The 21,673-nt window shown below is 62.6% G+C and carries 15 protein-coding genes; 6 read left to right on the top strand and 9 right to left on the bottom strand.

Going from position 1 to position 21,673, the window contains the following annotated elements; translation table 11 throughout:
• Positions 1-24: 24 nt before the first annotated feature.
• Positions 25-3,123 (bottom strand): transglycosylase domain-containing protein, encoded by a 3,099-nt coding sequence (locus HU752_RS27140; protein ID WP_186678169.1) that lies wholly within the window; start codon positions 3,121-3,123, stop codon positions 25-27.
• A gap of 525 nt (positions 3,124-3,648) precedes the next feature.
• On the opposite strand from HU752_RS27140, the gene HU752_RS27135 reads away from it, so the two are divergent.
• Complete coding sequence (locus tag HU752_RS27135; RefSeq protein WP_186678166.1) at positions 3,649-5,067, top strand: amino acid permease; 1,419 nt, start codon at positions 3,649-3,651, stop codon at positions 5,065-5,067.
• A 234-nt stretch (positions 5,068-5,301) separates the two neighbouring features.
• On the opposite strand, the gene HU752_RS27130 is transcribed toward HU752_RS27135, so the two are convergent.
• Complete coding sequence (locus HU752_RS27130) at positions 5,302-6,426, bottom strand: OpgC domain-containing protein (RefSeq protein ID WP_186678163.1); 1,125 nt, start codon at positions 6,424-6,426, stop codon at positions 5,302-5,304.
• A gap of 209 nt (positions 6,427-6,635) precedes the next feature.
• A complete protein-coding gene (locus tag HU752_RS27125) occupies positions 6,636-7,478 on the bottom strand; it encodes an alpha/beta fold hydrolase (RefSeq protein ID WP_186678160.1) in 843 nt (280 codons plus the stop codon).
• Between the two features lie 176 nt (positions 7,479-7,654).
• Between HU752_RS27125 and HU752_RS27120 the strand changes: the two genes are divergently transcribed.
• The 3 genes from HU752_RS27120 to HU752_RS27110 are packed head-to-tail and all read left to right on the top strand — an operon-like array spanning position 7,655 to position 10,493.
• A complete protein-coding gene (locus HU752_RS27120; RefSeq protein WP_367616357.1) occupies positions 7,655-8,035 on the top strand; it encodes a GtrA family protein in 381 nt (126 codons plus the stop codon).
• On the top strand, positions 8,032-9,000 hold the full coding sequence (locus HU752_RS27115; RefSeq protein ID WP_186678157.1) for a glycosyltransferase family 2 protein: 969 nt from the start codon (positions 8,032-8,034) through the stop codon (positions 8,998-9,000). The genes HU752_RS27120 and HU752_RS27115 overlap by 4 nt, the downstream gene beginning before the upstream one ends.
• Complete coding sequence (locus tag HU752_RS27110) at positions 8,997-10,493, top strand: glucosyltransferase domain-containing protein (protein ID WP_186678154.1); 1,497 nt, start codon at positions 8,997-8,999, stop codon at positions 10,491-10,493. Before HU752_RS27115 ends, HU752_RS27110 begins: the two co-directional genes overlap by 4 nt.
• 39 nt (positions 10,494-10,532) lie before the next feature.
• Here HU752_RS27110 and HU752_RS27105 read toward each other — a convergent pair whose 3' ends face one another.
• Positions 10,533-12,143: an FMN-binding glutamate synthase family protein gene (locus tag HU752_RS27105; RefSeq protein WP_186678151.1), complete on the bottom strand. Its 1,611-nt coding sequence runs from the start codon at positions 12,141-12,143 to the stop codon at positions 10,533-10,535.
• A gap of 33 nt (positions 12,144-12,176) precedes the next feature.
• Positions 12,177-12,977, bottom strand: coding sequence for a helix-turn-helix transcriptional regulator (locus HU752_RS27100; RefSeq protein ID WP_186678148.1), 801 nt, complete (start codon positions 12,975-12,977; stop codon positions 12,177-12,179).
• A 142-nt stretch (positions 12,978-13,119) separates the two neighbouring features.
• Here HU752_RS27100 and HU752_RS27095 point away from each other — a divergent pair, with 142 nt between their 5' ends.
• Together HU752_RS27095 and HU752_RS27090 are read left to right on the top strand one after the other, a co-directional pair.
• Positions 13,120-13,941: a carbon-nitrogen hydrolase family protein gene (locus HU752_RS27095; RefSeq protein WP_186678145.1), complete on the top strand. Its 822-nt coding sequence runs from the start codon at positions 13,120-13,122 to the stop codon at positions 13,939-13,941.
• 203 nt (positions 13,942-14,144) lie between these two features.
• Positions 14,145-15,470 (top strand): APC family permease, encoded by a 1,326-nt coding sequence (locus tag HU752_RS27090; RefSeq protein WP_186678142.1) that lies wholly within the window; start codon positions 14,145-14,147, stop codon positions 15,468-15,470.
• A 22-nt stretch (positions 15,471-15,492) separates the two neighbouring features.
• Here the strand turns inward: HU752_RS27090 and HU752_RS27085 are convergent, their stop codons facing one another.
• The 4 genes from HU752_RS27085 to HU752_RS27070 are packed head-to-tail and all read right to left on the bottom strand — an operon-like array spanning position 15,493 to position 21,581.
• Complete coding sequence (locus HU752_RS27085) at positions 15,493-16,902, bottom strand: ATP-binding protein (protein ID WP_186678139.1); 1,410 nt, start codon at positions 16,900-16,902, stop codon at positions 15,493-15,495.
• Complete coding sequence (locus tag HU752_RS27080; RefSeq protein WP_186678136.1) at positions 16,899-18,713, bottom strand: DAHL domain-containing sensor histidine kinase; 1,815 nt, start codon at positions 18,711-18,713, stop codon at positions 16,899-16,901. Before HU752_RS27080 ends, HU752_RS27085 begins: the two co-directional genes overlap by 4 nt.
• On the bottom strand, positions 18,710-19,669 hold the full coding sequence (locus tag HU752_RS27075) for a cytochrome-c peroxidase (RefSeq protein WP_186678134.1): 960 nt from the start codon (positions 19,667-19,669) through the stop codon (positions 18,710-18,712). Before HU752_RS27075 ends, HU752_RS27080 begins: the two co-directional genes overlap by 4 nt.
• 37 nt (positions 19,670-19,706) lie before the next feature.
• Positions 19,707-21,581, bottom strand: a complete 1,875-nt coding sequence (locus tag HU752_RS27070) for an EAL domain-containing protein (RefSeq protein ID WP_186678131.1) — start codon at positions 21,579-21,581, stop codon at positions 19,707-19,709.
• Positions 21,582-21,673: the final 92 nt, after the last annotated feature.

Here is a 21,673-nt window from a genome sequence, read left to right as displayed (position 1 = left end):
GATCCGCGAACGGGGCCCCCGCTGCTACCGGTACGCCACCGCCTGCGGCTTGCACAGGGTGTTGCTGTCCGGTTGCAGGTAAGGGGTCAGGATCGGGGACATGCCCTTGAGGACCTGCACCGGCAACGCCGAGGTGAACTTGAAGTTCTCCGCCGAGCGTCCGGGAACGAAGGCGGTCAGGGTGCCAAAGTGATGGGCACCGATGTAGAACACGAACGTTGCGGTCCGGTTGATCGACTTGGAGTTCAACACCCGTCCACCCGCGCCGATGCTTTCGATCCGGTTGTCCCCGGTCCCGGTCTTGCCGCCCATTGCCAGCGGCATGCCATCGGGCTGCTTGAAGCTGCCCGATACCCGTCGTGCGGTACCTGCGTCCACCACCTGTGACAAGGCTTCGCGCAGTGCCGTGGCCACCTCCGAGGGCATGACCCGCTTGCCCTTGCCCGGGTCGTTGGCCACCTGCGTTTCGTAGGGGGTATTGGCGGCGAAGTGCAGGCTGTCGATGCGCAGGGTCGGCAGGCGTACGCCGTCGTTGAGGATGATGCCGATCAGCTCGGCCAGCGCGGCCGGGCGGTCGCCGGAGCTGCCGATGGCGGTCGCCAGCGAAGGCACCAGGTGATCGAACGGGTAGCCGACCTGCTGCCAGCGCCGATGGATATCGAGGAAGGCCTCGATCTCGACCATCACCCGGATACGACTGTCACGGGCGCTCTTGTGCCTGCTCTTGAACAGCCAGCCATAGACTTCCTGGCGTTCAAACTCGCTGGCGGCCACCGCCTGGCTGAACCTGGCCTGCGGATTCTTCAGCAGGTAGCCCAACAGCCACAGGTCGAGCGGGTGGACCTTGGCGATATAGCCCTGGTCCGGCAGGTCGTAGGCCCCCGGGCCGTAGCTCTGGTAGAGCTTGTCCAGGCGTTCGTCGGTGACCTTCTCGGTCTTCAGGTGGGCCCGCACGAAAGCATTGAAGGCCTTCTGTGGTGCCTCCGGCAGCAGGTAGCGATGCACGGCCGCCAGGCGGATCGGTGTCGGGTGCATGCTGTCGAGAAAGGTCTCCAGGCGTTCCTGGGAATCCTTGTTCCGATACTTCTTCCAGAACCGCAGCAGGAATGCGGTGCCTTCCCGGTCGGCGAAGCGTGCCAGGTACTCCTGTCGGCGAGGATTGTCGTCGTCCTTGAGCAGTTCGGCGCTGTTGTTCGGGCCCTGGTAGGTGCTGTAGCGCACCAGGTCGCGCATCAGCCGGATGAACGGCAGGTTGATCGACTCGCGCAAGGCTTCGAGCAGGGTTGGCGAGCGTCCATTGTCTTCGCTGCGAAAATTGTGGAAGTGGTGCATGCCGCCGCCCGTGAAGAAACTTTCGCCGGGGCTCGCCGAGTACTGCCGGTTCAGCGCCGCGCCGAGCATGGCGGGCAGGTTGCGGTCGCTGTTCTGGATCAGGTAGTCCAGGGCCCAGCGGGTGAGCCGGTCCTGGTCGTCGACCTCGACCTTCTTCAGTTGCGCCGGGGACTGGTCGCCATAACGATCATGCAGCTCGGCAATGATCTGCAGGTAGGTGGTCAGCACCCGCAGCTTGGCGGTGGAGCCCAGTTCCAGCTTGCTGCCTTCGTTGATGTCGAAGGGCTGGTCGGTGCTGTCGGTCTGCACCCGGACCCGATAGCTGTCCGGGGTCAGTTCGAAGAGGGTGAAGCTGTAGCGCACCTGCTGGGTGCTGCTGGCGGTCAACAGACGGTCGCCGAGCAGTCCGATGGACTTGGCGAACTCCGGGTTCGCCAGGTTTTTCAGGTAGTCGCTGACCTGGCCCTGCAGCTGGGCCTGCAGGGTACTGGTCGCCGACAGGTCGAGGCGGTCGAGGTCGTAGAGCGGCCGGTCGAGCATCGCCGCCAGGCGGCTGCGGGCGACGCTGATGCCCTTGTTCGATTCGATCGGCTGGATCGTCGGTTCCTGGACCCAGTCGCGATAGCTGACCTTGCTCGCCAGGGCCGCGCTGGCCAGCGGCCCGTCGATGACGGCGTTCTGCGCGAGCAGGCGCAGGTGGCTGTCGGTGAGGTCGGCCAGTTCATCACGGCCACGGGCCAGGTAGTGCGAGGGGCGCCGCTGGGCGATCATCAGCGAGAGGACCTCGCGCAAGGCCAGGCCACGCTTGGCCAGGCTCCGCGGGTCACTGGCGGTGCCGCTCAACTGCGCGTTGACCTCGGCGAAATCGGCGCCGTACCAGACCCGCAAACCCTCGGCCAGGCCATGCACCTCGCCATGCCCCGGCACGGCTGACAGGGGCACGCTGTTGAGGTAGTCGCGGACCACATTCTGCCGTACTTCCAGGGTCTGCGGACCGCCCTGGTAGGCCCGTACGCTGGCGGAAATCATCTGGCGGATCTTCTCGCCGCCGCTCAGGGTCAGGCCATCCGGCGAGTGTCGATATTTTTCCAGTTGCGTGGCCAGGGTGCTGCCACCGGCGCTCTGCCCGCCGATGTGCAGGACCTTGGCGATCTGCGACAGCACCGCCTTGCCGAAGCGCGGCCAGTCCACGGCCGGATTGGCCTGCGGCTGGCCGGGGTCGAGCAGGTCGCGGTTCTCGATGAACAGCAGGCTGTTGACCACCAGTGGGGGGATCGCCGAAAAGCTTGCATAGAGCTGCTGTGGGTAGCTGTACTGGTAGAGTTCGGCACCCCGGCAGTCGGTGATCGACAGGCCGGCCTGGATTTTTTCGGTATAGGGCACGAAGAAGCCGGCCTTGCCGTAGTCGAGCAGGGCAGGGGAGAAACGTGCCTGTGCCTCGACCAGGTAGCCGCGCTTGGCCAGCCGGCCGAGGAAGGTGCCCAGGTCGCTGTAGCCCAGGCGCCTGTCGAAGGGGCCGTCGCCGGGATAGAGCACCGAGTCGCTGGGGCCGCTGGCCATGGCGTAGTCGAGGTCGCCGGCAAAGCGGCTGATTTCCCTGGCCTGGAGTTTCGAGGTCCGCATTTCCCGAGAGGCGGCGACGCCGAGCAGGATCACCGCGATCAGCAGCACCAGCCAGAACAGGCGCCACCAGAGTCGTCGCCTGCGAGGTCTTTTCGGTACAGGCGCTTCATCCGGACTGTCGGTGGCTGGCACAGTCCTGGTCGAATCGGAGTTCCACAGAGCGCCCATAGTCGATTCATCCATTCACGCAGATTGATCGCACTTGCCTGAAGCTTAGACGCTGTGAAAGAGCTGCGAATTTTTTGTTAATTCGGTCAGGTATTTCCTACTTATAGCGCTGTCCCGTCACGATTGTGTCGGGAACACGACGCTGGCCTTGGTTTTGGGCTCTTGCCGGCAAGCCGTGGAATAGAGCTGTCCATTGGCGGAAGGTCGAAAACGGCGGGGATATGACGTGATCGCCGCAGCGTGCAATACTCGGCCGCGTTTTTCGTCCGGCAGTGCCAGCTTTAGCCAGCTAATGCGCCTCTGTTTTCCAGGCTTTTGCCGAGAGTTCTCGCTGAATTTCCTGATTTATAGAGTGAAAAGCCCTGCCATCGGATTCCTATACTGCACGCCCCGCTGATCCCGCCGGTTTTTCCTGCGGGACGGGTCCGCTCACGAAGCGGGTCCGCTATCGGGAGCCCGGGCCCACCCGCTCGCCAGCTCCTCTGTTCGGTGGTCAATACCCAATAACAAGACGAGGTTGTACCCATGCCAGTTGGCACCCAACTGCCCTCCGGCGAGACCGTCAAAGGCGGCCCGCTCAAACGTGAACTCGGTGAACGGCACATACGGCTGATGGCGCTTGGCGCCTGTATCGGTGTCGGCCTGTTCCTCGGTTCTGCCAAGGCCATCGAAATGGCCGGTCCGGCAATCATGCTGTCCTACATCATCGGTGGCCTGGCGATCCTGGTGATCATGCGCGCCCTTGGCGAAATGGCCGTGCACAACCCGGTGGCCGGTTCCTTCAGCCGTTATGCACAAGACTACCTCGGCCCGCTGGCGGGCTTTCTCACCGGCTGGAACTACTGGTTCCTGTGGCTGGTGACCTGCGTTGCGGAAATCACTGCGGTGGCGGTGTACATGGGCATCTGGTTCCCTGACGTGCCCCGCTGGATCTGGGCCCTGGCGGCCCTGGTGAGCATGGGCACCATCAACCTGATCGCGGTGAAGGCCTTTGGCGAATTCGAGTTCTGGTTCGCCCTGATCAAGATCGTCACCATCATCGCCATGGTGATCGGCGGTGTGGGCGTGATCGCCTTCGGCTTCGGCAATGACGGCGTGGCCGTGGGCATTTCCAACCTGTGGACGCATGGCGGCTTCATGCCCAACGGGGTCAGCGGCGTGCTGATGTCGCTGCAGATGGTGATGTTCGCCTACCTGGGCGTGGAGATGATCGGCCTGACCGCCGGCGAGGCACGTAACCCGCAGAAGACCATTCCCAACGCCATCGGCTCGGTGTTCTGGCGCATCCTGCTGTTCTATGTCGGGGCGTTGTTCGTGATCCTCTCGATCTATCCGTGGAACGCCATCGGCACCCAGGGCAGCCCGTTCGTGATGACCTTCGAGCGCCTGGGGATCAAGACCGCTGCGGGCATCATCAACTTCGTGGTGATCACCGCCGCACTGTCCTCCTGCAACGGCGGGATCTTCAGCACCGGGCGCATGCTCTACAGCCTGGCGCAGAACGGCCAGGCGCCGGCGACCTTCGCCAGGACCTCGAGCAATGGTGTGCCGCGTCGTGCGTTGCTGCTGTCGATTGCAGCCCTGTTGCTGGGCGTGCTGCTCAACTACCTGGTACCGGAAAAGGTATTCGTCTGGGTGACCTCGATCGCCACCTTCGGCGCGATCTGGACCTGGGTGATGATCCTGCTGGCGCAGTTGAAGTTCCGCAAGGGCCTGAGCCGCTCGCAGGTCGAGGGCCTGCAGTACCGCATGTGGCTGTACCCGGTCAGTTCCTACCTGGCGCTGGCGTTCCTGGTGCTGGTGGTCGGCCTGATGGCGTACTTCCCCGACACGCGCGTTGCGCTGTACATCGGCCCGGCGTTCCTGGTGCTGCTGACGCTGTTGTTCTACGTGTTCAAGCTGCAGCCGAACGATGCTTCACCGGCTGCGAATCCGGCGGCGTAAAGCTCGGTTGGAAACAGAAAGCCCCGGTCCTTTGACCGGGGCTTTTTTGTGTTTTCGACGTTGGAAGTCGCCTGAAGTCTTTTATTTGGCTGATGGGCGTCTTAGCGGGCAAGCCGCGCTCCTACAGGGGCGAGGTCGTACGTTGAACCTGTGTAGACCCCAAATCCTCTAGGAGCAGGGCTTGCCCGCGAAGACGCCCGTGACCACACCGCAACATTCGCAGTGCCAGCCGACTCAGGCGGGAACGGCCCGCATCGGCTGGCCCAGGCGCTTGTTGAAGTCCAGCCAGGCGCCGAGCAGGGCCAGCAACCCGGCGCCGGCCAGGGCGGTGCAGACCTGCATGGCGAAAGCATCGTCGGCCAGGGCGTTGACCATGTCTGCCAGCGGCGCCAGCAGCACGCCCAGGCAGAACACCTCCAGCGAGTAGCGGCCCATGCGACCGGTCTGCCGTGCCAGCCAGTGCCGGGTCCAGTTGCCGCCGGGCAGCAGTTTCGCGGTGACGTAGGCCAGTGCGAGGAAGTGCAGCAGGCGTACCGGTGACAGGTCGGTCTTGCTGATTGGGTACAGCCAGTTGCTCAGCGTGGCCGGCATGACGGCATCATGGATCTGCGGCCAACGCCAGGACAGGGTGATGACCCCGGCAGCCAGTGAATAGGCCGCGGCCGCGACGAACAGTGGCTGGCGGGCCAGCGACCGGTTATCCGGCAGGCGTGGCCGCTGGCTGTGGAGCGCCGCCGCGCCACCGAGGATGAACAGCAGTTGCCAGGTGACCGGGTTGAAGTACCAGACGCCATCGCCGATTGCCGCCAGGTTCCAGCCCAGCAAGGGAGCGAGCAGGTAAACCGTCAAGGACACGGCCACCACCGCCAGCGGCAGGCGCAGCAGTAGCGGCAAGACCAGCGGCAGGCCGAGCAACAACACGATGTACAGCGGCAGCGGGTCCATCAGGTTCGGCTTGAAGCGCAACAGCAATTCGTCCGTCAGCGCCTGTTCGGGATGGCTGACGAAATGCTGCAGGCCCATTTCCTGGATCAGGTCGCGGGTTTCCACGTGGCTGTTGGCGAAGAACACGATGCCCATCAGCATCGCCAGCAGGAAGATGTGCACCACATAGAGCACCCAGGCTCGGCGCAGGATCTTCACGCAGGCGATCAGGTAGCCGTCGCGCTGCAGGATCTTGCCGTAGGCAAGGACGGCGGCGTAGCCGGCGAGGAACACGAACACCTCCGCCGCATCGCTGAAACCGATGTTGCGCAGGGTGATCTGGCCCAGTGGGTTGTGCGGCACGTGATCCCAGAAAATGAAGATCAGTGCCAGTCCGCGAAAAAAGTCGATGCGCGGGTCGCGTCCGTTCAGCATGGCAGCGGGCTCTGTGAAGAATGTTGAATATGACCGCGACGGCTGTCGGAAATTGCACGACCCGGGCGGCGGCGCGCAGGTTGGCGTGAATTGTGAAGAATTGCAAAGGCGGGGTATTACTGAATGTCACATTGGTTTGCTAGTGGCTATCCGACCGGGAGGAGAATGGTCTGGCCGACCCAGGCCCGTCAGGCCGGCCAGTCGAGCGGCTATTGGCCGTCGAGGAAATTCAGCAGTGCGGCGTTGAAGAAGGCCGGATCCTGCAGGAACGCGAAGTGGCTGGCATTGGGCAGGATCAGCAGGCCGGCCCCGGGAATGGTGGCCGCCATGTACTCGGTGTTCTCGCGCTTGATCGCTTCGTCGCGATCACCGTCCACGATCAGCACCGGAGTCTTGATCTTCTGCAGGTCGGCGTCGCTCCAGTTAGGCTGGCTGGCCCACATGTGGCTGATCTGTTCGACGAACGCATCGTATTCCTTGGGGGTTGGCGACAGCTTCACGTACTCCTTGCCGGCCCGTTCGATATAGGCGGCGAAGGTGGGGTTCTTTTCGACGTTGTCCTTCACGCCGGCGGTGGTGCTGTTGGCGGCGAAGGCGAAGATCTTGCCGACGCGGGTTGGGTGGCGGATCGCCAGGTCGAGGCCGAGGATCGCGCCGTCGCTCCAGCCGACGATGTCGGCCTTGGGGATCTTCAGGCTGTCGAGCACGGCGACCACGTCGTCGGCCATCAGGTCGTAGCCGTAGGGGCGGCTGTCGCGTGAGCTGCGGCCATGGCCACGGCTATCGAGGGTAATCACCGTGTGTTTAGCCGCCAGGGCCTTGACCTGGTTGCCCCAGTAGTCGGAGTTGGCGAGGCCACCGTGCAACAGCAGCACGGGCGAGCCATGACCGGTACGGGTGTAGTAGAGCCTGATACCGTTGACGTTGGCATAGCCGCTCTGCACGCCGGCGACCGGGGCAGGCGTTGGCGGCAGGGTTTCCCAGCGTTCGGCGGCGTGGGCCAGGCCGAATGACAGCATCAGGCAGGCAGCAGCGATGAAGCGATTTCCCATGGTGATCTCCAGTCGGTGAAAACAGATGAAATGTCGTCTATACCTGTCATTTCTGACAGTAGACAGGGCCACGGAGCGGTCCTAGTCTTGAGGCATCGCCACGCGGGGTTGCGTAGTACGTGGAGGTGCATCCCGGTCTGTATCGGACGGGGCCTTTCGGCTGCGGAATGGATGACATGGCCTTGCGTGCGTTGCCCAAGAATTTTTCGACCTATGCATATATCGGGGTCCTCAATACCCTGATCCACTGGTGTGCCTTCCTGGTGCTGCATACGGGCATGGCGTTCAGCCAGGCCAGCAGCAATCTCTGCGCGTTTGCGTTGGCGGCCACCTTCTCGTTCCATGCCAACGCGCGCTACACCTTCAGGCGCACGGCCTCTTGGCCGCGTTATCTGGCCTTCGTCGGTTTCATGGCGATGCTCAGTTTCAGCACCGGTTGGCTGGGTGACTGGCTGGCCATGCCAGGGCTGGTGACGCTGCTGGTGTTCTCGGCGGTCAGCCTCGTGCTGGGATACTGCTATTCCAGCCGGGTGGTTTTCCGGGGAAGCGCAGAATGAAAATTTCCCTGGTTGTGCCCGTGTACAACGAGGAACAGGCCATCCCGGTCTTCTACGAGACGGTGCGGCGCGAACTGGTGGCCGAGCCCTATGAGGTCGAGATCGTTTTCGTCAACGATGGCAGTACCGATCGTACCGAGGCGCTATGCAGGCAGCTGGCACTGGCGGACGGTAATGTGCTGGCCGTGAGCTTTTCGCGAAACTTTGGCAAGGAGGCGGCGCTGTTCGCCGGGCTCGAATATGCCGGCGGTGATGCGGTGGTGCCCATTGACGTCGACCTGCAGGACCCTGTCCAGGTCGTGCCGCTGCTGGTCGGCAAATGGCGGGAGGGGGCGAAGGTGGTGCTCGCCAAGCGTCGGAGCCGGGCGACGGACAGCTTCTTCAAGCGAGAGACTGCGCGCGGTTTCTACCGCCTGCACAACTGGATCGCCTCGACGAAAATCGAGAAGGATGTCGGTGACTTTCGCCTGATGGATCGGGAGGTGGTCGAGGTGATCAAGACCTTGCCCGAACACCAGATTTTCATGAAGGGCATTCTCTCCTGGGCCGGCTTCGATACCGCGATCGTCGAGTATGACCGTGCCCAGCGCTCGGCGGGCAACAGCAAGTTCAATGGCTGGAAACTCTGGAACCTGGCATTGGAGGGCATTACCTCGTTCAGTACCGTGCCGCTGCGATTGTGGACCTACATCGGCGGTTGCCTGTCGTTGTTCTCGATCTTCTATGCCTTCTTCATCGCGGCGCAGAAACTGCTGTTTGGCAACCCGGTTGCCGGTTATCCCTCGTTGATCTTTGCCGTGTTGTTCCTGGGCGGGGTGCAACTGATCGGCATCGGCGTGCTGGGCGAGTATATCGGGCGGATCTACATGGAGGCCAAGCACAGGCCCCGGTATGTCGTGAAGGGGGTCGTCAGGCGCGGAGATTCATTGACGGTGCCACGGAAAATCGTCTGGAGAAAACCGTGATCTGGACCGTTTCACTCACGCCCAGGCAGCGGTTCGGTTTTTTCCTGGTGATGTCATTGCTGTTCGTTTTCCCCCTGATATTGGCCGACTACAGCTACATCGATGACAACTGGCGGCTTTTCGAGGCCGGGACCGGTTGGCTGGCCGAAGGCCGGTTCATGATGGAATTGCTCTACAACGGATTGAGCTTCACCGCCGCTGCGCCGAATATCTTTCCCCTGCCACTGCTCATTGCAACGCTGTGCATGGCATTGGCGCTGAACAGATTGAGCCTTGACTACTTCGACCAGCCGACTGTCGTCGACTGTCTGGTGGTGCTGCCACTGCTCTACACCCCCTTCCTGTTGCAGGCACTCTCCTACCAGTATGACGGGGCCGGGGTCTTGCTCGGGATCGTCCTGGTGGTCTATTCGATCACCTTTCGACATCGGCTGCTGTTCCTGCGGGTCCTGCTATCGGCTGTCCTGCTGGCGCTGGCGCTGGGATTCTATCAACTGACGATCAATGTTTTCGTGGGGTTGTGCTGCATTGAAGTCTTGCGTGCCTTGCTCGACAGGGTCGCATTGAAGGACATCCTCCAGGCGCTCGCCAGGCGACTGCTGCAAATGCTGTTTGCCGCTTTGCTCTACTTTCTCTGCGTCTTCCTGTTCATGAGTCACGAGCGGACCAGCCTGCTTCCCCTGAATGCCGAGGGCCTGGCGACGGTAGCGAGCAATTTCCTGGAGATCAATCGGACCGTGGCGCAAGTGCTGGAGGGCGGCGCCGGCTGGATGACCCTGGTGTTGTTGGTGCTGTGTGCCATCTGCCTGCTCAAGGTCATCGTTCACGTTGCCGCCAGTGACGAGGGGGGCGTGGCCAGGATGCTGCGCGTTTGCCTGATCATCGGTGCGGCCTTCGTGCTGTTTTTTTCGCTATCGGGTGCGGGGCTGTTCTTCAGGGACTTCAATGATGGGGCGAGAACGTTGCTGGGGGCGACTGCGCTGCTGCTCGGTCTGTTCTGCCTGACTCATCGCCTGCTCAGGGAGATACATCCGGCACTGAACTGTTTGCTGATCGTACCGGTGCTGTACATGCTGTCTTTCTCCTACGCCTATGGACGGCTGCTGGTTGTCCAGAAGGAGTTCGAAAACAGCATGACCCTGGAAGTCGTCCACGATATCGATAGGCACGTAGCGTTGCGGAACCTGAAGATGATCTATGTGCAGCCCAGTGATTTCGATCTCTGGCTGCCGGGTGGAGAGCGCAGCATGGCGTTGATCCCGGCGCTCAAGTATGTGCGCAACATCAATGATTATCTCGTGCTTCCCGAAAGCCTCCAGCGCTTCGGCATCGTCAGTGAGTGGCTTCAGGACCCGGATGAAATGGCCAGGCTGGCGGGGCTGCAGGGCTCCGGGCCGCTGATCGATCGACGCTTTTATGCGATTTATTCGGCGGGGGATCGTGGTTACATCGTCTTCAAGCACGTGCAACCGCCTCAAGGGCAACCCGACTAGTCGGCAACAGGCCCTGCCGGGAACAGGGCCGGTTTTCTTTCACGCCGCGTTCGGCTCGAAGCTGTCGGCCCGGGCCATTTGCCACATGCGCGAGTAGAACTCGCCGTTGACCTCGCCGGTGAGCAGTTCGCCGGGCTTGAGGAACACGTGCATTTGCGAGAACAGCTTGATCTCGGTGGCCGACTTGCGCCGCACCAGGTGCTTGGCATCCAGCTGCGAAGGGTGTTCGAGCCCGGCGGCTGCGAGCATTTCGGCCAGCGCCCGCAAGGTGTTGCGGTGGAAGTTGAACACCCGCTGGGCCTTGTCCGGAACCACCAGGGCGCGCTGGCGCAGCTTGTCCTGGGTGGCGACGCCGGTCGGGCACTTGTTGGTATGACAGCTCTGCGACTGGATGCAGCCGATGGCGAACATGAAGCCGCGTGCCGAGTTGGCCCAGTCGGCGCCGATGGCCAGGACGCTGGCGATATCGAAGGCACTGACGATCTTGCCGCTGGCACCGAGCTTGATCTTGTCCCGCAGGTTCAGGCCCACCAGGGTGTTGTGCACGAACAGCAGGCCTTCGCGCATCGGTACGCCGATATGGTCGGTGAATTCCACGGGCGCTGCGCCGGTGCCGCCCTCCTTGCCGTCGATGACGATGAAGTCGGGCAGGATGCCGGTTTCCAGCATCGCCTTGGCAATGCCCATGAACTCCCAGGGATGCCCCAGGCAGAACTTGAAGCCCACCGGCTTGCCACCGGACAGCTCACGCAGTTGCGCGATGAAGTGCATCATCTCGATCGGTGTCGAGAAAGCGCTGTGGGCAGACGGCGATACACAGTCCTCGCCCATCGACACCCCACGGGTCTCGGCGATTTCCTGGGTGACCTTGTGCTTGGGCAGGATCCCGCCATGGCCGGGTTTGGCGCCCTGGCTCATCTTGATTTCGATCATGCGCACTTGTGGGTTTTGCGCTTGGGCGGCGAATTTTTCCGGATCGAAGTGCCCGTCATGGGTACGGCAGCCGAAATAGCCGCTCCCCAGTTCCCAGGTCAGGTCGCCGCCATGCTCGCGATGATAGGGGCTGATGCTGCCTTCGCCGGTGTCGTGGGCGAAATTGCCGAGCTTGGCGCCCTTGTTCAACGCACGAATGGCGTTGGCGCTGAGGGAGCCGAAGCTCATCGCCGAGATATTGAAGATCGAGGCCGAGTACGGCTGCTTGCACTGCGGCCCACCAACGGTGACGCGGAAGTGGGTCGGGTCGCTCAACGGCGCCGGGCGCATCGAATGGCCGATGAACTCGAAGCCCGACTCATAGACGTCGATCAGGGTACCGAAGGGCTTGTCGCCGCCTTCGTTCTTGGCCCGCGCATACACCAGCGAGCGCTGGGAACGGGAGAAGGGCAGGGCGTCGCTGTCGGACTCAAGCAGGTACTGGCGGATTTCCGGGCGGATACCTTCGACCAGGTAGCGGATGTTGCCCAGGATCGGATAGTTGCGACGCACCGCGTGGGGGCTCTGCAGCAGGTCGAACACGCCCAGCAGGCTCAACAGGCCGGTGATCAGGGTCAATGGCCAGAGCCAGTCATGTTCCAGGAACGGCAGGCTGGCGAGGGTGAAGATCACACAGCCGGCAAAGAAGGCGTAGCGGCTCAGCAGAGACAGGCTCATACGGTTTCCTTGTGTTCGGATTCATCAGGTCGGTCAGGCATTCTGCGCTTGCAGAAATATCGAGAACAGCTCGGACTGGGACTTGATCCCCAGCTTGCTGTACATGTGTTTCTTATGGACTTTCACGGTTTCGATGGAGATCTCCAGCTTGCGGGCGATCTCCTTGCTCGAGCAGCCGCTGAGCATCAGGCGCCCGACGTCCAGCTCGCGGGCGGTCAGTTGTGCCCCCTTGAGCTGTTGCACCGAGGCTTCCAGCTGGACGCGCCAGTCACCTTGCTGGGTGGTGGGGGGCGTGACGTTCTCCGGTTGGAGTTCATACGGCAGGCGCTGGCGCAACAGGCCCAGTACCCAGGGCTGGATCAGCGACAGCAGGGCGATCTGCTCGTCGCTGAAGCGGCGGGTGGAGCCCAGCGACAGGCACAGGGTACGGTCGTCGTCGAGCTGGCAGTTGAACTGGATTTCGTCGGCCACCACGTTCAGGCGGAAGTAGCGCTGGTAGTACTCGGTCAGCTCGAAGTGTTCCGGGGCAACCTCGGCCAGGCGGAACAGGCCGGTGCGCGACTGCTCGCGGCTGGCGATGTAGAACGGATCGAGCAGGTACAGGCCCTTGAGGTAGTCCTGGAACAGTTGGTCGGGGCTGCCGTCCTCGCCCGGGCATTCGGCGAACACCTCCGGGCGGCCCTGGGCGCTGAACAGCAGGGCGACCCAGCTGTCGAACGGTACGTAGCGGTTGAGCAGGCGCACCAGTTGCGTCCAGAAATTGGGCCGGTCCAGGGCCTCGATCATTTGCCCCACCGAACGGTGCCAGGCGATGTCATCCAGCGAGAGTGTCATTCATCTACCCCTATCGAGTTACCCCGGCGGCGTGATTCCCATGGCCCGGTGCGGGTGCGCATACTGCGGCCACAGGTCATGACCGCGCACTCATTCTGCCAGTTCGGCGGGGCGCGCCGGTCGAACAGAACAAGGAATACCCATGAAAATCGAACTTGCCCAGCTCGCCGGCCGGGACAACGATACAGCTTACAACCTTGAGCGTGCCCTTGCCGCTATTGCCGCCTGCGCCGCCGATACCCGCATGCTCGTGTTTCCGGAAACCCACCTGATGGGCTTCCCGTCCGTCGAGACCGTGGCCCAGGTCGCCGAACCGCTGGATGGCCCGACCGTGCGCGCAGTGCAGCAGGCCGCCTGCGAGCGTGACCTGACCGTGGTGATCGGCATGGCCGAGAACGACAACGGCCGGTTCTACAACACCACCCTGATGATCACCCCCGAGGGCATTGCCCTGCGTTATCGCAAGACTCACCTGTGGGCCTCGGACCGTGGCGTGTTCAATCCGGGCGATCGGTTTGTGACCTGCGAGTGGAATGGCGTGCGGGTTGGCCTGCTGATCTGCTACGACATCGAGTTCCCGGAGACTGCCCGCGCCCTGGCGCAGTTGGGGGCCGAGCTGCTGATCGTCACCAACGGCAACATGGACCCGTACGGGCCGACCCACCGCACCGCGATCATGGCCCGCGCCCAGGAAAACCAGGCCTTTGCGCTGATGGTCAACCGCGTCGGGGAGGGCGATGGTGGCCTGCTGTTCGCCGGTGGCAGTGCCCTGGTCGACCCGTTCGGCACGCTGCTCGAGGAGGCCGGACGCGAGGAACGCCACTTCAGTGTCGAGCTGGACCTGAGCCAACTGACGGCGGCCCGGCGTGACTACCGCTACCTGAGCGACCAGCGTCTGCGCCTGCCGGGCGAGGTCGTCGAGCATGCCGACGGGCTGCGGGAACTGCTGATTCCCCGGGCCTGATCCCTGCGTTGTTGCGGCCGGCCCCTTCGCGGGCAAGCCCTGCTCCTGCAACATCCCGCACCACCTGTAGGAGCAGGGCTTGCCCGCGAACAGGGGCTACTGCGTGACCCGGTCCACGCACTCATAAGAATTCTGTGACACCGCTGCACCTTCGCCGAAATCGGCTCTGCCATAAATCCAATAACATTCGGAGTAGTCGCCTCATGGCTCGTTTGCAACGCACCCTTTCGCTGGGGTCGGTGGTGCTGTTCGGCATCGCCTACATGACGCCGATCATCGTGCTCGGCACCTTCGGCATCCTCGCCCAATCCACCGCCGGCATGGTGCCGGCCGCCTACCTGGCGGCACTGGTGGCGATGTTCTTCACCGCCATGAGCTACGGACGCATGGCCGCCGCCTTCCCGGTGGCCGGTTCGGCCTACAGCTACGTACGCAAGGCCATCAGCCCGAAACTCGGCTTCATCGCCGGCTGGGCGGTCCTGCTCGACTACCTGTTCCTGCCGATGGCGATCTGGCTGATCGGCGCGGCCTACCTCAACTCGGCGTTTCCCTCGGTGCCGCAGCCGCTGTGGGTACTGGCCTTCATCGTCATCACCAGCCTGATCAATATCGTCGGCCTGCGTCTGGCCAACGGCATCAACTCGCTGCTGATGCTGGTGCAGTTCCTGGTGCTGGTGGCCTTCGTCGCCCTGGCGATCCACTACGTCGGCGGGGACGCCAGCAAACCGCTGTGGACCCTGGCCCCCTTCTTCAACGGTGACATGCAGATGCCGCTGGTGATGAGCGGCGCGGCCATCGCCTGCTACTCGTTCCTGGGTTTCGACGCGGTCAGTACCCTGACCGAGGAAACCCGCGATCCCCGACGCACCATCCCACGGGCGATCATGCTGATCACCCTCATTGGCGGGCTGATCTTCGTCGCGGTGTCGTACTTCGTGCAGTTGGCCCATCCGGCGTTCGTCTTCGATAACGTCGACTCGGCCGCCTACGAGATCGCCCGCAACATCGGTGGCGACCTGTTCGTCAGCATCTTCCTGATCGGCCTGATCGTCGGCCAGTTCGCCTCGGGGTTGTCGGCTCAGGCCAGCGGTTCGCGCCTGCTCTATGCCATGGGGCGCGACGGGGTGTTGCCGAAGTCGTTCTTCGGCGGCCTGAGCGAACGTTTCGGCACGCCGATCAACAGCATCCTGCTCTGCGCCGTGGTGGCCCTGCTGGCGCTGAAACTGGATGTCACCACCTCCACCTCGTTCATCAACTTCGGCGCCTTCCTGGCCTTCAGCCTGGTCAACCTGTCGGTGATCTTCCACTACTGGATCGGTGGGCAGCAGCGTGGCCCACGCGAGTGTCTGCTGTTCCTGGTCTGCCCACTGATCGGGCTGCTGGCGGACCTGTGGCTGATGGTCAGCCTCGACCACCTGGCGATCTACCTGGGCGTGAGCTGGCTGGCGGTCGGCCTGGTGTACCTGGCCTTCCTGACTGGCGGCTTCCGCAAGCAGCCCCCGGAGATGGATTTCCAGGAAGCGGGCTGACGGGCGCCGCGAACCGCCTCGATCATGAGGCGGTTCTGTTCTGGCGGATCGGCAGCTCGATGCGGAACGTGGTGCCCACACCCGGTTCGCTGCTGACCGAAATCTGCCCGGCATGTTTCTGCACGATGCCGTAGGACAGCGACAGCCCGAGCCCGGTGCCCTTGCCGACCGGCTTGGTGGTGAAGAACGGATCGAAAATCTTCTGCAGGGTCTGTGGCGTCATGCCCGAGCCGTTGTCCTCCACCTCCAGCCAGACCCGTTCGCCGCTGCTGCCTCCACGCAGGCTGATGGTGCCGCGCTCCGGGCCCATGGCCTGGGCGGCGTTGACCACCAGGTTCATGATCACCTGGTTGATCTGCGAAGGCAGGCATTCGATTTCCGGCAAGCCGGCATAGTCCCTGACCACGTCGGCCTTGTACTTGAGTTCGTTGGCCACGATGTTCAGGGTCGAGTCGATGCCCTGCTGCAGATTGCTCCACTGCCACTCCTGGTTCGAATCGACCCGCGAGAAGTTCTTCAGGTCCTTGACGATCTGCCCGACCCGGGCGATGCCGTCCTTCGACTCCCTGATCAGCAATGGAATGTCATCCTTGAGAAAGTCCAGCTCGATCCGCTCGCGCAGGGCCTGCAGCGCGCCGAGCAGTTCGGGCGACGCGATGCCTTCTTCGGCTCGGCGATAGGCGTCGAGCATCTCCTGCAGTTGGTTGAAGTAACCGTCGAGGGTGCCCAGGTTGGAGCCGATGAATCCGATGGGGTTGTTGATTTCATGGGCGACGCCGGCGGCCAGTTGGCCCAGCGAAGCGAGCTTTTCCGATTGCACCAGCTGGCTTTCGAGCTGCTTGCGCTCGTCTATCTCGTGCTGCAGGGCCAGGCTCGCCTGGGTCAGTGCCTGGGTGCGCTGTTTCACCAGTTCCTCGAGATGATGCATTTGCAGATTGGCCTGGAGGGTCATGTCCCATTTGTTGGTCAGCGTATTGGCCAGTTGCTGGACCTCGATATTGTCGAAGGGCTTCTTCAGGATCAGCAGCCGATCATGACCGTGCAGGCGTTCCAGCAGGTCTTCCCAGGAATAGTCGGTGTAGGCGGTGCAGACCACGATCTGCAGTTGCGGGTCGGCCTGCCACAGGTGCCTGATGGTTTCGACGCCGTCCCAGCCCGAAGGCATGCGCATGTCGACGAAGGCCAGGGCATAGGGGCGCTGCTGGGCCAGTGATTGTTCGACCAGGGCCAGTCCTTCCTTTCCGGCATAGGCGGAGTCCAGTTCGAAACGCTCGTTGCCAGCGGTTTTGTCGGCCTGGCCGAACAGCTCCGCCTCCATCAGGTCCAGGTCCGGGCTTTCATCCCGAGCGGGCATCAGGATCTTGCGAAAGTCATCGTGGATCGATGGCGTATCGTCCACCAGCAGAATGCGGCGGTTCGGTTGTGTTGTCATGTGACCCCCACGGCGGTTTTCAAGGGCAGTTCGAGCGTGAAGACGGCACCCTTGCCGGGGCCGTCGCTATGGGCAGTCAGGTGTCCGTTCATTTCCATCGCCGCCAGGGCGCAGCTGTGCAGGCCGAAGCCGTGACCGTCCTTGCGGGTGGTGAAACCATGGGCAAAGATCCGTGTCATGTTTTCCGGCAGGATGCCTTCGCCGTCGTCCTGGACGCTGATGCGCAGGGTCTTGCCGTCGACCACCCGTACCTGCAGGGTGATCTGCCGGGCACGGTCGGACAGGCTGGACATCGCCTGCTTGGCGTTGCTGATGAGGTTGATCAGGATCAGCAGGATACGATGCTTGTCGCCCATGATCCGCGGGACGTCGCCATAGTCACGGACCACGACGACGTTGTGCCGGGTCAGGGCGCCGGAGTTCATGCGCAAGGCGTCCTCGAGCAGGTCGCCGACGTGCAGCGCCTCCTCCAGACTGGAAGCCCCCGCATAGGATTGCTGGGTCGAGACGATTTCCTTGATGTGGTCGACGCTCTTGCTCAGTTGCCCCAGTTCCTCGCTCATGTTCTGTTGCTCGGCGGCGATGGCCTCGACGAGCTGGTTGAGGTAGCCGGGCAACAGCTTGCCCTTGGCGTCCTGAGTGAGGAATTCGCCGAGGTCGTCCTGGTGCTCGTTCATCAGCCCGACCGCCTTGCCCAGGCCAAGCGCCTTGCTGTTGCGCAATTTGCGTGTGACCAGGTCGGCGGAGATGTTCACGCTGTTGAGGACGTTGCCGACGTTGTGCAGAACGTTGGTGGCGATCTCGGCCATGCCGGCGTGGCGGGCGGTTTCCATCAGTTCGCTCTGGGCCTCGCGCAGCTCGCGGGTGCGTTCCTCGACCCGCTGCTCCAAGTGCTCGTTGGCGGTTTGCAGGGCCCGGTTCATCTGGTTGATCTGCGTGTAGCTGCGTGCCAGGCGACTGGCCAGGTACAGCAGCAGTACCGCCATCAGCGCCGAGAAAACCAGCAGATACAGATGATACTGCTGGTTGACCCGCTCGGCGCTCTGCTGGTCCTGGTTCAGTTGGTCGGTGATGGCGTCAAGGCTTTCGGACACCGGTATGGCGGCAATCTCGTCGAGCAGGGTGTTGACGTTGGGTTGTTCGCGCAGGATCAGTTGCACGTGGTTGAGCAGGATATCTATCGACGCCTTGAAGGCCGGGGGCAGGCGCTGCTGATCGACTGTCAACTGGTTGATGCCCAGCAGGATTTCGTTAGCCCTGTCGTCGGTGGTGATCTGGGAGAACTCGAGGGTGCCGAGCAACAGGTCGTAGATATCGTTGGAGGTCGATTGCAGCATCAGTTTGTCGACATCCTCCAGCGTACTCAACTGGCGCTGGATGTCGTCTTCGGCGGTAGGCAGGAAGGCCAGCGAGTTGCGCAGTACCGCGTTGCGCGACTTGAACTGTTCGACCAGACGATCCTTCTCTTTGAGTGCCTGGGCCAGCGTCGCGCGGCGATCCTTCCAGGCCTCGGCGGTATCCTGCGTCTGACTGACCGGCAGTGTCTGGAAGGACTGCCAATGGCTATGAATGCCGCCCTGTGGCCTGATCAGCGGGTCATAGTTGCGCGCCACGGCGATCCTCGCCTTGAGGATTTCCGTGTCCCACTGTGCATCCAGCTGCTTGATCTGACCAATCAGGTCGCGGGCCTGGGCGTACTCCTCGGACAGGTCGCTGCGTGACATGATGTACAGGAATACCAGCACCGCAGCGAGCACCGAGGTCAGCAGCGGCAACAGGATCCGGTTCAGCAGGCGCCTGGACGGTTTCATAGCGGCTTGCCTCCCCGTTCACCGGTCAAGGTCTTGAGAAACAGCACGATCAGGCGCTTGTCTTCGACCGAGGGAATACGCCCCAACTGATAGGTGAACATCACGTCGACCGCGTCCTCGAGGGTCTTGGCCGAGCCGTCATGGAAGTAGGGCGCGGTAAGGGCGACGTTGCGCAGGCTGGGAACCTTGAAGACATGCCGATCATCCTCGTCCCCGGTGACCATAAAGCGCCCGTCGTCGGCTGCGGTGGGATTGCCACGGGCCTTGAAATAGTCGCCCATCACACCGAACTTCTGGAACATGTTGCCGCCGATGTTCACGCCCTGGTGGCAGGCGATGCAGCCGTAGTCCTTGAAGCGCTGGTAGCCGTATTTTTCGTCGAGGGTGAGGATGTCGGTGTTGCCCTTGAGGTACTGGTCGAAACGTGAGTTGGGTGTCAGTAACGTGCGTTCGTAGGTGGCCAGGGCGCCGCGCACGTTGGCCGCGCTCACGCCGTCGCGGTAGGCCGCGCTGAAGGCCGCCTTGTAGGCCGGGTCCTTGACCAGGGTGTCGATGATATTCGACCAGTTGTTGCCCATTTCGATGGGGCTTTGCAGCACTTCGCCGACCTGGTCTTCCAGGCTGTCGGCCCGGCCATTCCAGAACTGCTTGAAGTTCAGCGCCGCGTTGAACACGGTGGGCGTGTTGACGGCGACTGTCTCGCCATGGAAACCGATGGACAACGGCTTGTCGTCGGCCCCGCCCTTGTCCAGTTGGTGGCAGCTGGCACAGGACAGGCTGTTGTTGACCGACAGGCGTTTTTCGTTGAACAGCTGACGGCCCAGCTCGACCTGGCGCGGGTCCAGTTCGGGGATGTCCGGCAGGGGCTTGAGCGGTTCGTCCAGTGGCGCCGCCTCTGTGGACTGGCTCCAGGCGCTGACCAGTACTAGCAGCACAAGCAATTGGCGAAATGACATTGCAGGTTTCCCAGACTGTAGACGGACGAGGGAGCGTTCAATCCTGCACCGGCGCTTTTTCCCGCCAGGCCTGCAGCAAGCTGACGAACGCGTTGGCTTCGACGGCCTTGCTGAAGTAGTAGCCCTGCACCTCCGCACAGGCGTGGGCCCTGAGAAACTCCAGTTGCTCACGGGTTTCGACGCCTTCGGCAATGGTGTTCAGGTTCAGGTTCCGCCCCAGGCTGATGATCGCACTGACCAGTGCCGCGTCATTCTGATCACCCCCGAGGTTGCGTATGAACGACTGGTCGATTTTCAACACATCGACGGGAAAGCGGCGCAGGTAGCTGAGGCTGGAATAACCGGTACCGAAGTCGTCGATCGCCAGGCGGATGCCCAGGGCCTTGAGCGCGTGCAGCACGTCGATCGTCGCGTCGATGTTCTGCATCAGGATACTTTCGGTGATTTCCAGTTCCAGGCAGTGCGGGTCGAGCCCGGTTTCCTCCAGTACCTGGCGGATCCCGTCGAGGTAGTCGCGTTGGCGGAAATCGATGGCCGAGACATTCACCGACATGATCAGGTTGCCCAATCCCTGCTCCTGCCAGGCCTTGGCCTGACGGCAGGCCTGCTGCACCACCCAGCGGCTCAGCGGCACGATCAGTCCGCTGTCCTCGGCCACGGGAATGAAGTCACTGGGGAAAATCCAGCCGCGCTCCGGGTGCAGCCAGCGAATCAGCGCTTCCGCACCGACCACCGTGCCATCCTTTAAGCCCAGCTTGGGTTGGTAGTGCAGCACGAATTCGTCACGCTCCAGCGCCAGGCGAATTCCCGACTCGATGGACTGCTGCCGGCGCGCGCGCAGATTCATGTCCTCGACGAAGAAACCGAAGTGGCCCGGGCCCTGTTCCTTGATGTTGCGCATGGCCGTCTCGGCCTTCTTGACCAGGCCCAGTGCGTCTTCGCCGTCGCCGGGGTAGAGGCTGATGCCCATGCTCGCGGTGACCCGCAACGCGTGTCCGGCCACTTCCAGCGGGGTGTGCACGGCATTCAGAACCTTCTGTGCAATGCCGTTGGTCTGATGTGGGTGGGCGATATCGGGCAGCACCAGAACAAACTCGTCGGAGCCGTAACGGAATACCGAATCCGACTGGCGCAGCGCGCCGATCAGGCTGCGTGCCACATGCTTGAGCATGTCATCGCCGACGGGGTGGCCCAGCGCATTGTTGATGCGCTTGAAGCGATCCAGGCCGATGAACATGACTGCCGTTTGTTCGCCATGTCGCTTGGCCAGGGCGATCGCCTGGCTGAGCCGATCGACCAGCAGGGTGCTGTTGGGCAGTTCGGTGAGAACGTCGAACTGCAGCAGGCGCGAGACATGCAACAGTTCCCGGACACGTTCCTCCACGGTGCGTTCCAGTTCGGCCATGCGTGTGGCCATGTCCTGGGCCAACTGCCATTTCCATGTCAGGGCACTGGCCATCTGGCGGATTTCCAGGCTGTCGAAGGGCTTCTTCAGGATCAGCAACTGGTCGCCGAAGGCCAGGCGGTCGACCATCGATTCCCAGGAGTAGTCCGAATAGGCGGTACAGAGGGCGATCTGCAGGTTCGGATCGACCTTCCATAGTTGTTCGATGGTTTCCAGGCCATCCCAGCCCGGCGGCATGCGCATGTCGATGAAGGCCATGGCGTAGGGGCGTTCGGTGGCCAGAGCCAGGCGCACCAGTTCCAGGCCGTCCTGCCCCTGGTAGGCCGAGTCCAGCTCGAAGACCTGGCGCTGGGGGCGGTTGACGCCGAACAACAGGGTTTCGGTCGAGTCCAGGGCCGGCTCCTCGTCCGGCTCCGGGCCGAGGATCTTGCGGTAGTCCTGATGAATCGAGGCCGTGTCGTCAATGATCAGGATTCGCCGGTTGGCGGCACCAGCCGGGGCGTTCACGGTGACACCCCGCTCAGTCGTTTTGAAGGCACTGAACGCATACTAAAGAGGTCCTTTTCTCAGGCTACACAGCGAATGCGCGCTCGACTGCT

This window comes from Pseudomonas vanderleydeniana (assembly GCF_014268755.2).
Classification (GTDB): Bacteria; Pseudomonadota; Gammaproteobacteria; order Pseudomonadales; family Pseudomonadaceae; genus Aquipseudomonas; species Aquipseudomonas vanderleydeniana.
The sequence above is the reverse complement of the archived record's forward strand: the minus strand, read 5'-3'. Positions and strand labels throughout refer to the sequence as shown.

Bases quoted from the DNA above. Each gene is read 5' to 3' on its own strand.
- HU752_RS27140 (WP_186678169.1), bottom strand. From the start codon at position 3,123: ATGGGCGCTCTGTGGAACTCCGATTCGACCAGGACTGTGCCAGCCACC.
- HU752_RS27135 (WP_186678166.1), top strand. From the start codon at position 3,649: ATGCCAGTTGGCACCCAACTGCCCTCCGGCGAGACCGTCAAAGGCGGC.
- HU752_RS27130 (WP_186678163.1), bottom strand. From the start codon at position 6,426: ATGCTGAACGGACGCGACCCGCGCATCGACTTTTTTCGCGGACTGGCA.
- HU752_RS27125 (WP_186678160.1), bottom strand. From the start codon at position 7,478: ATGGGAAATCGCTTCATCGCTGCTGCCTGCCTGATGCTGTCATTCGGC.
- HU752_RS27120 (WP_367616357.1), top strand. From the start codon at position 7,655: ATGGCCTTGCGTGCGTTGCCCAAGAATTTTTCGACCTATGCATATATC.
- HU752_RS27115 (WP_186678157.1), top strand. From the start codon at position 8,032: ATGAAAATTTCCCTGGTTGTGCCCGTGTACAACGAGGAACAGGCCATC.
- HU752_RS27105 (WP_186678151.1), bottom strand. From the start codon at position 12,143: ATGAGCCTGTCTCTGCTGAGCCGCTACGCCTTCTTTGCCGGCTGTGTG.
- HU752_RS27100 (WP_186678148.1), bottom strand. From the start codon at position 12,977: ATGACACTCTCGCTGGATGACATCGCCTGGCACCGTTCGGTGGGGCAA.
- HU752_RS27095 (WP_186678145.1), top strand. From the start codon at position 13,120: ATGAAAATCGAACTTGCCCAGCTCGCCGGCCGGGACAACGATACAGCT.
- HU752_RS27090 (WP_186678142.1), top strand. From the start codon at position 14,145: ATGGCTCGTTTGCAACGCACCCTTTCGCTGGGGTCGGTGGTGCTGTTC.
- HU752_RS27085 (WP_186678139.1), bottom strand. From the start codon at position 16,902: ATGACAACACAACCGAACCGCCGCATTCTGCTGGTGGACGATACGCCA.
- HU752_RS27080 (WP_186678136.1), bottom strand. From the start codon at position 18,713: ATGAAACCGTCCAGGCGCCTGCTGAACCGGATCCTGTTGCCGCTGCTG.
- HU752_RS27075 (WP_186678134.1), bottom strand. From the start codon at position 19,669: ATGTCATTTCGCCAATTGCTTGTGCTGCTAGTACTGGTCAGCGCCTGG.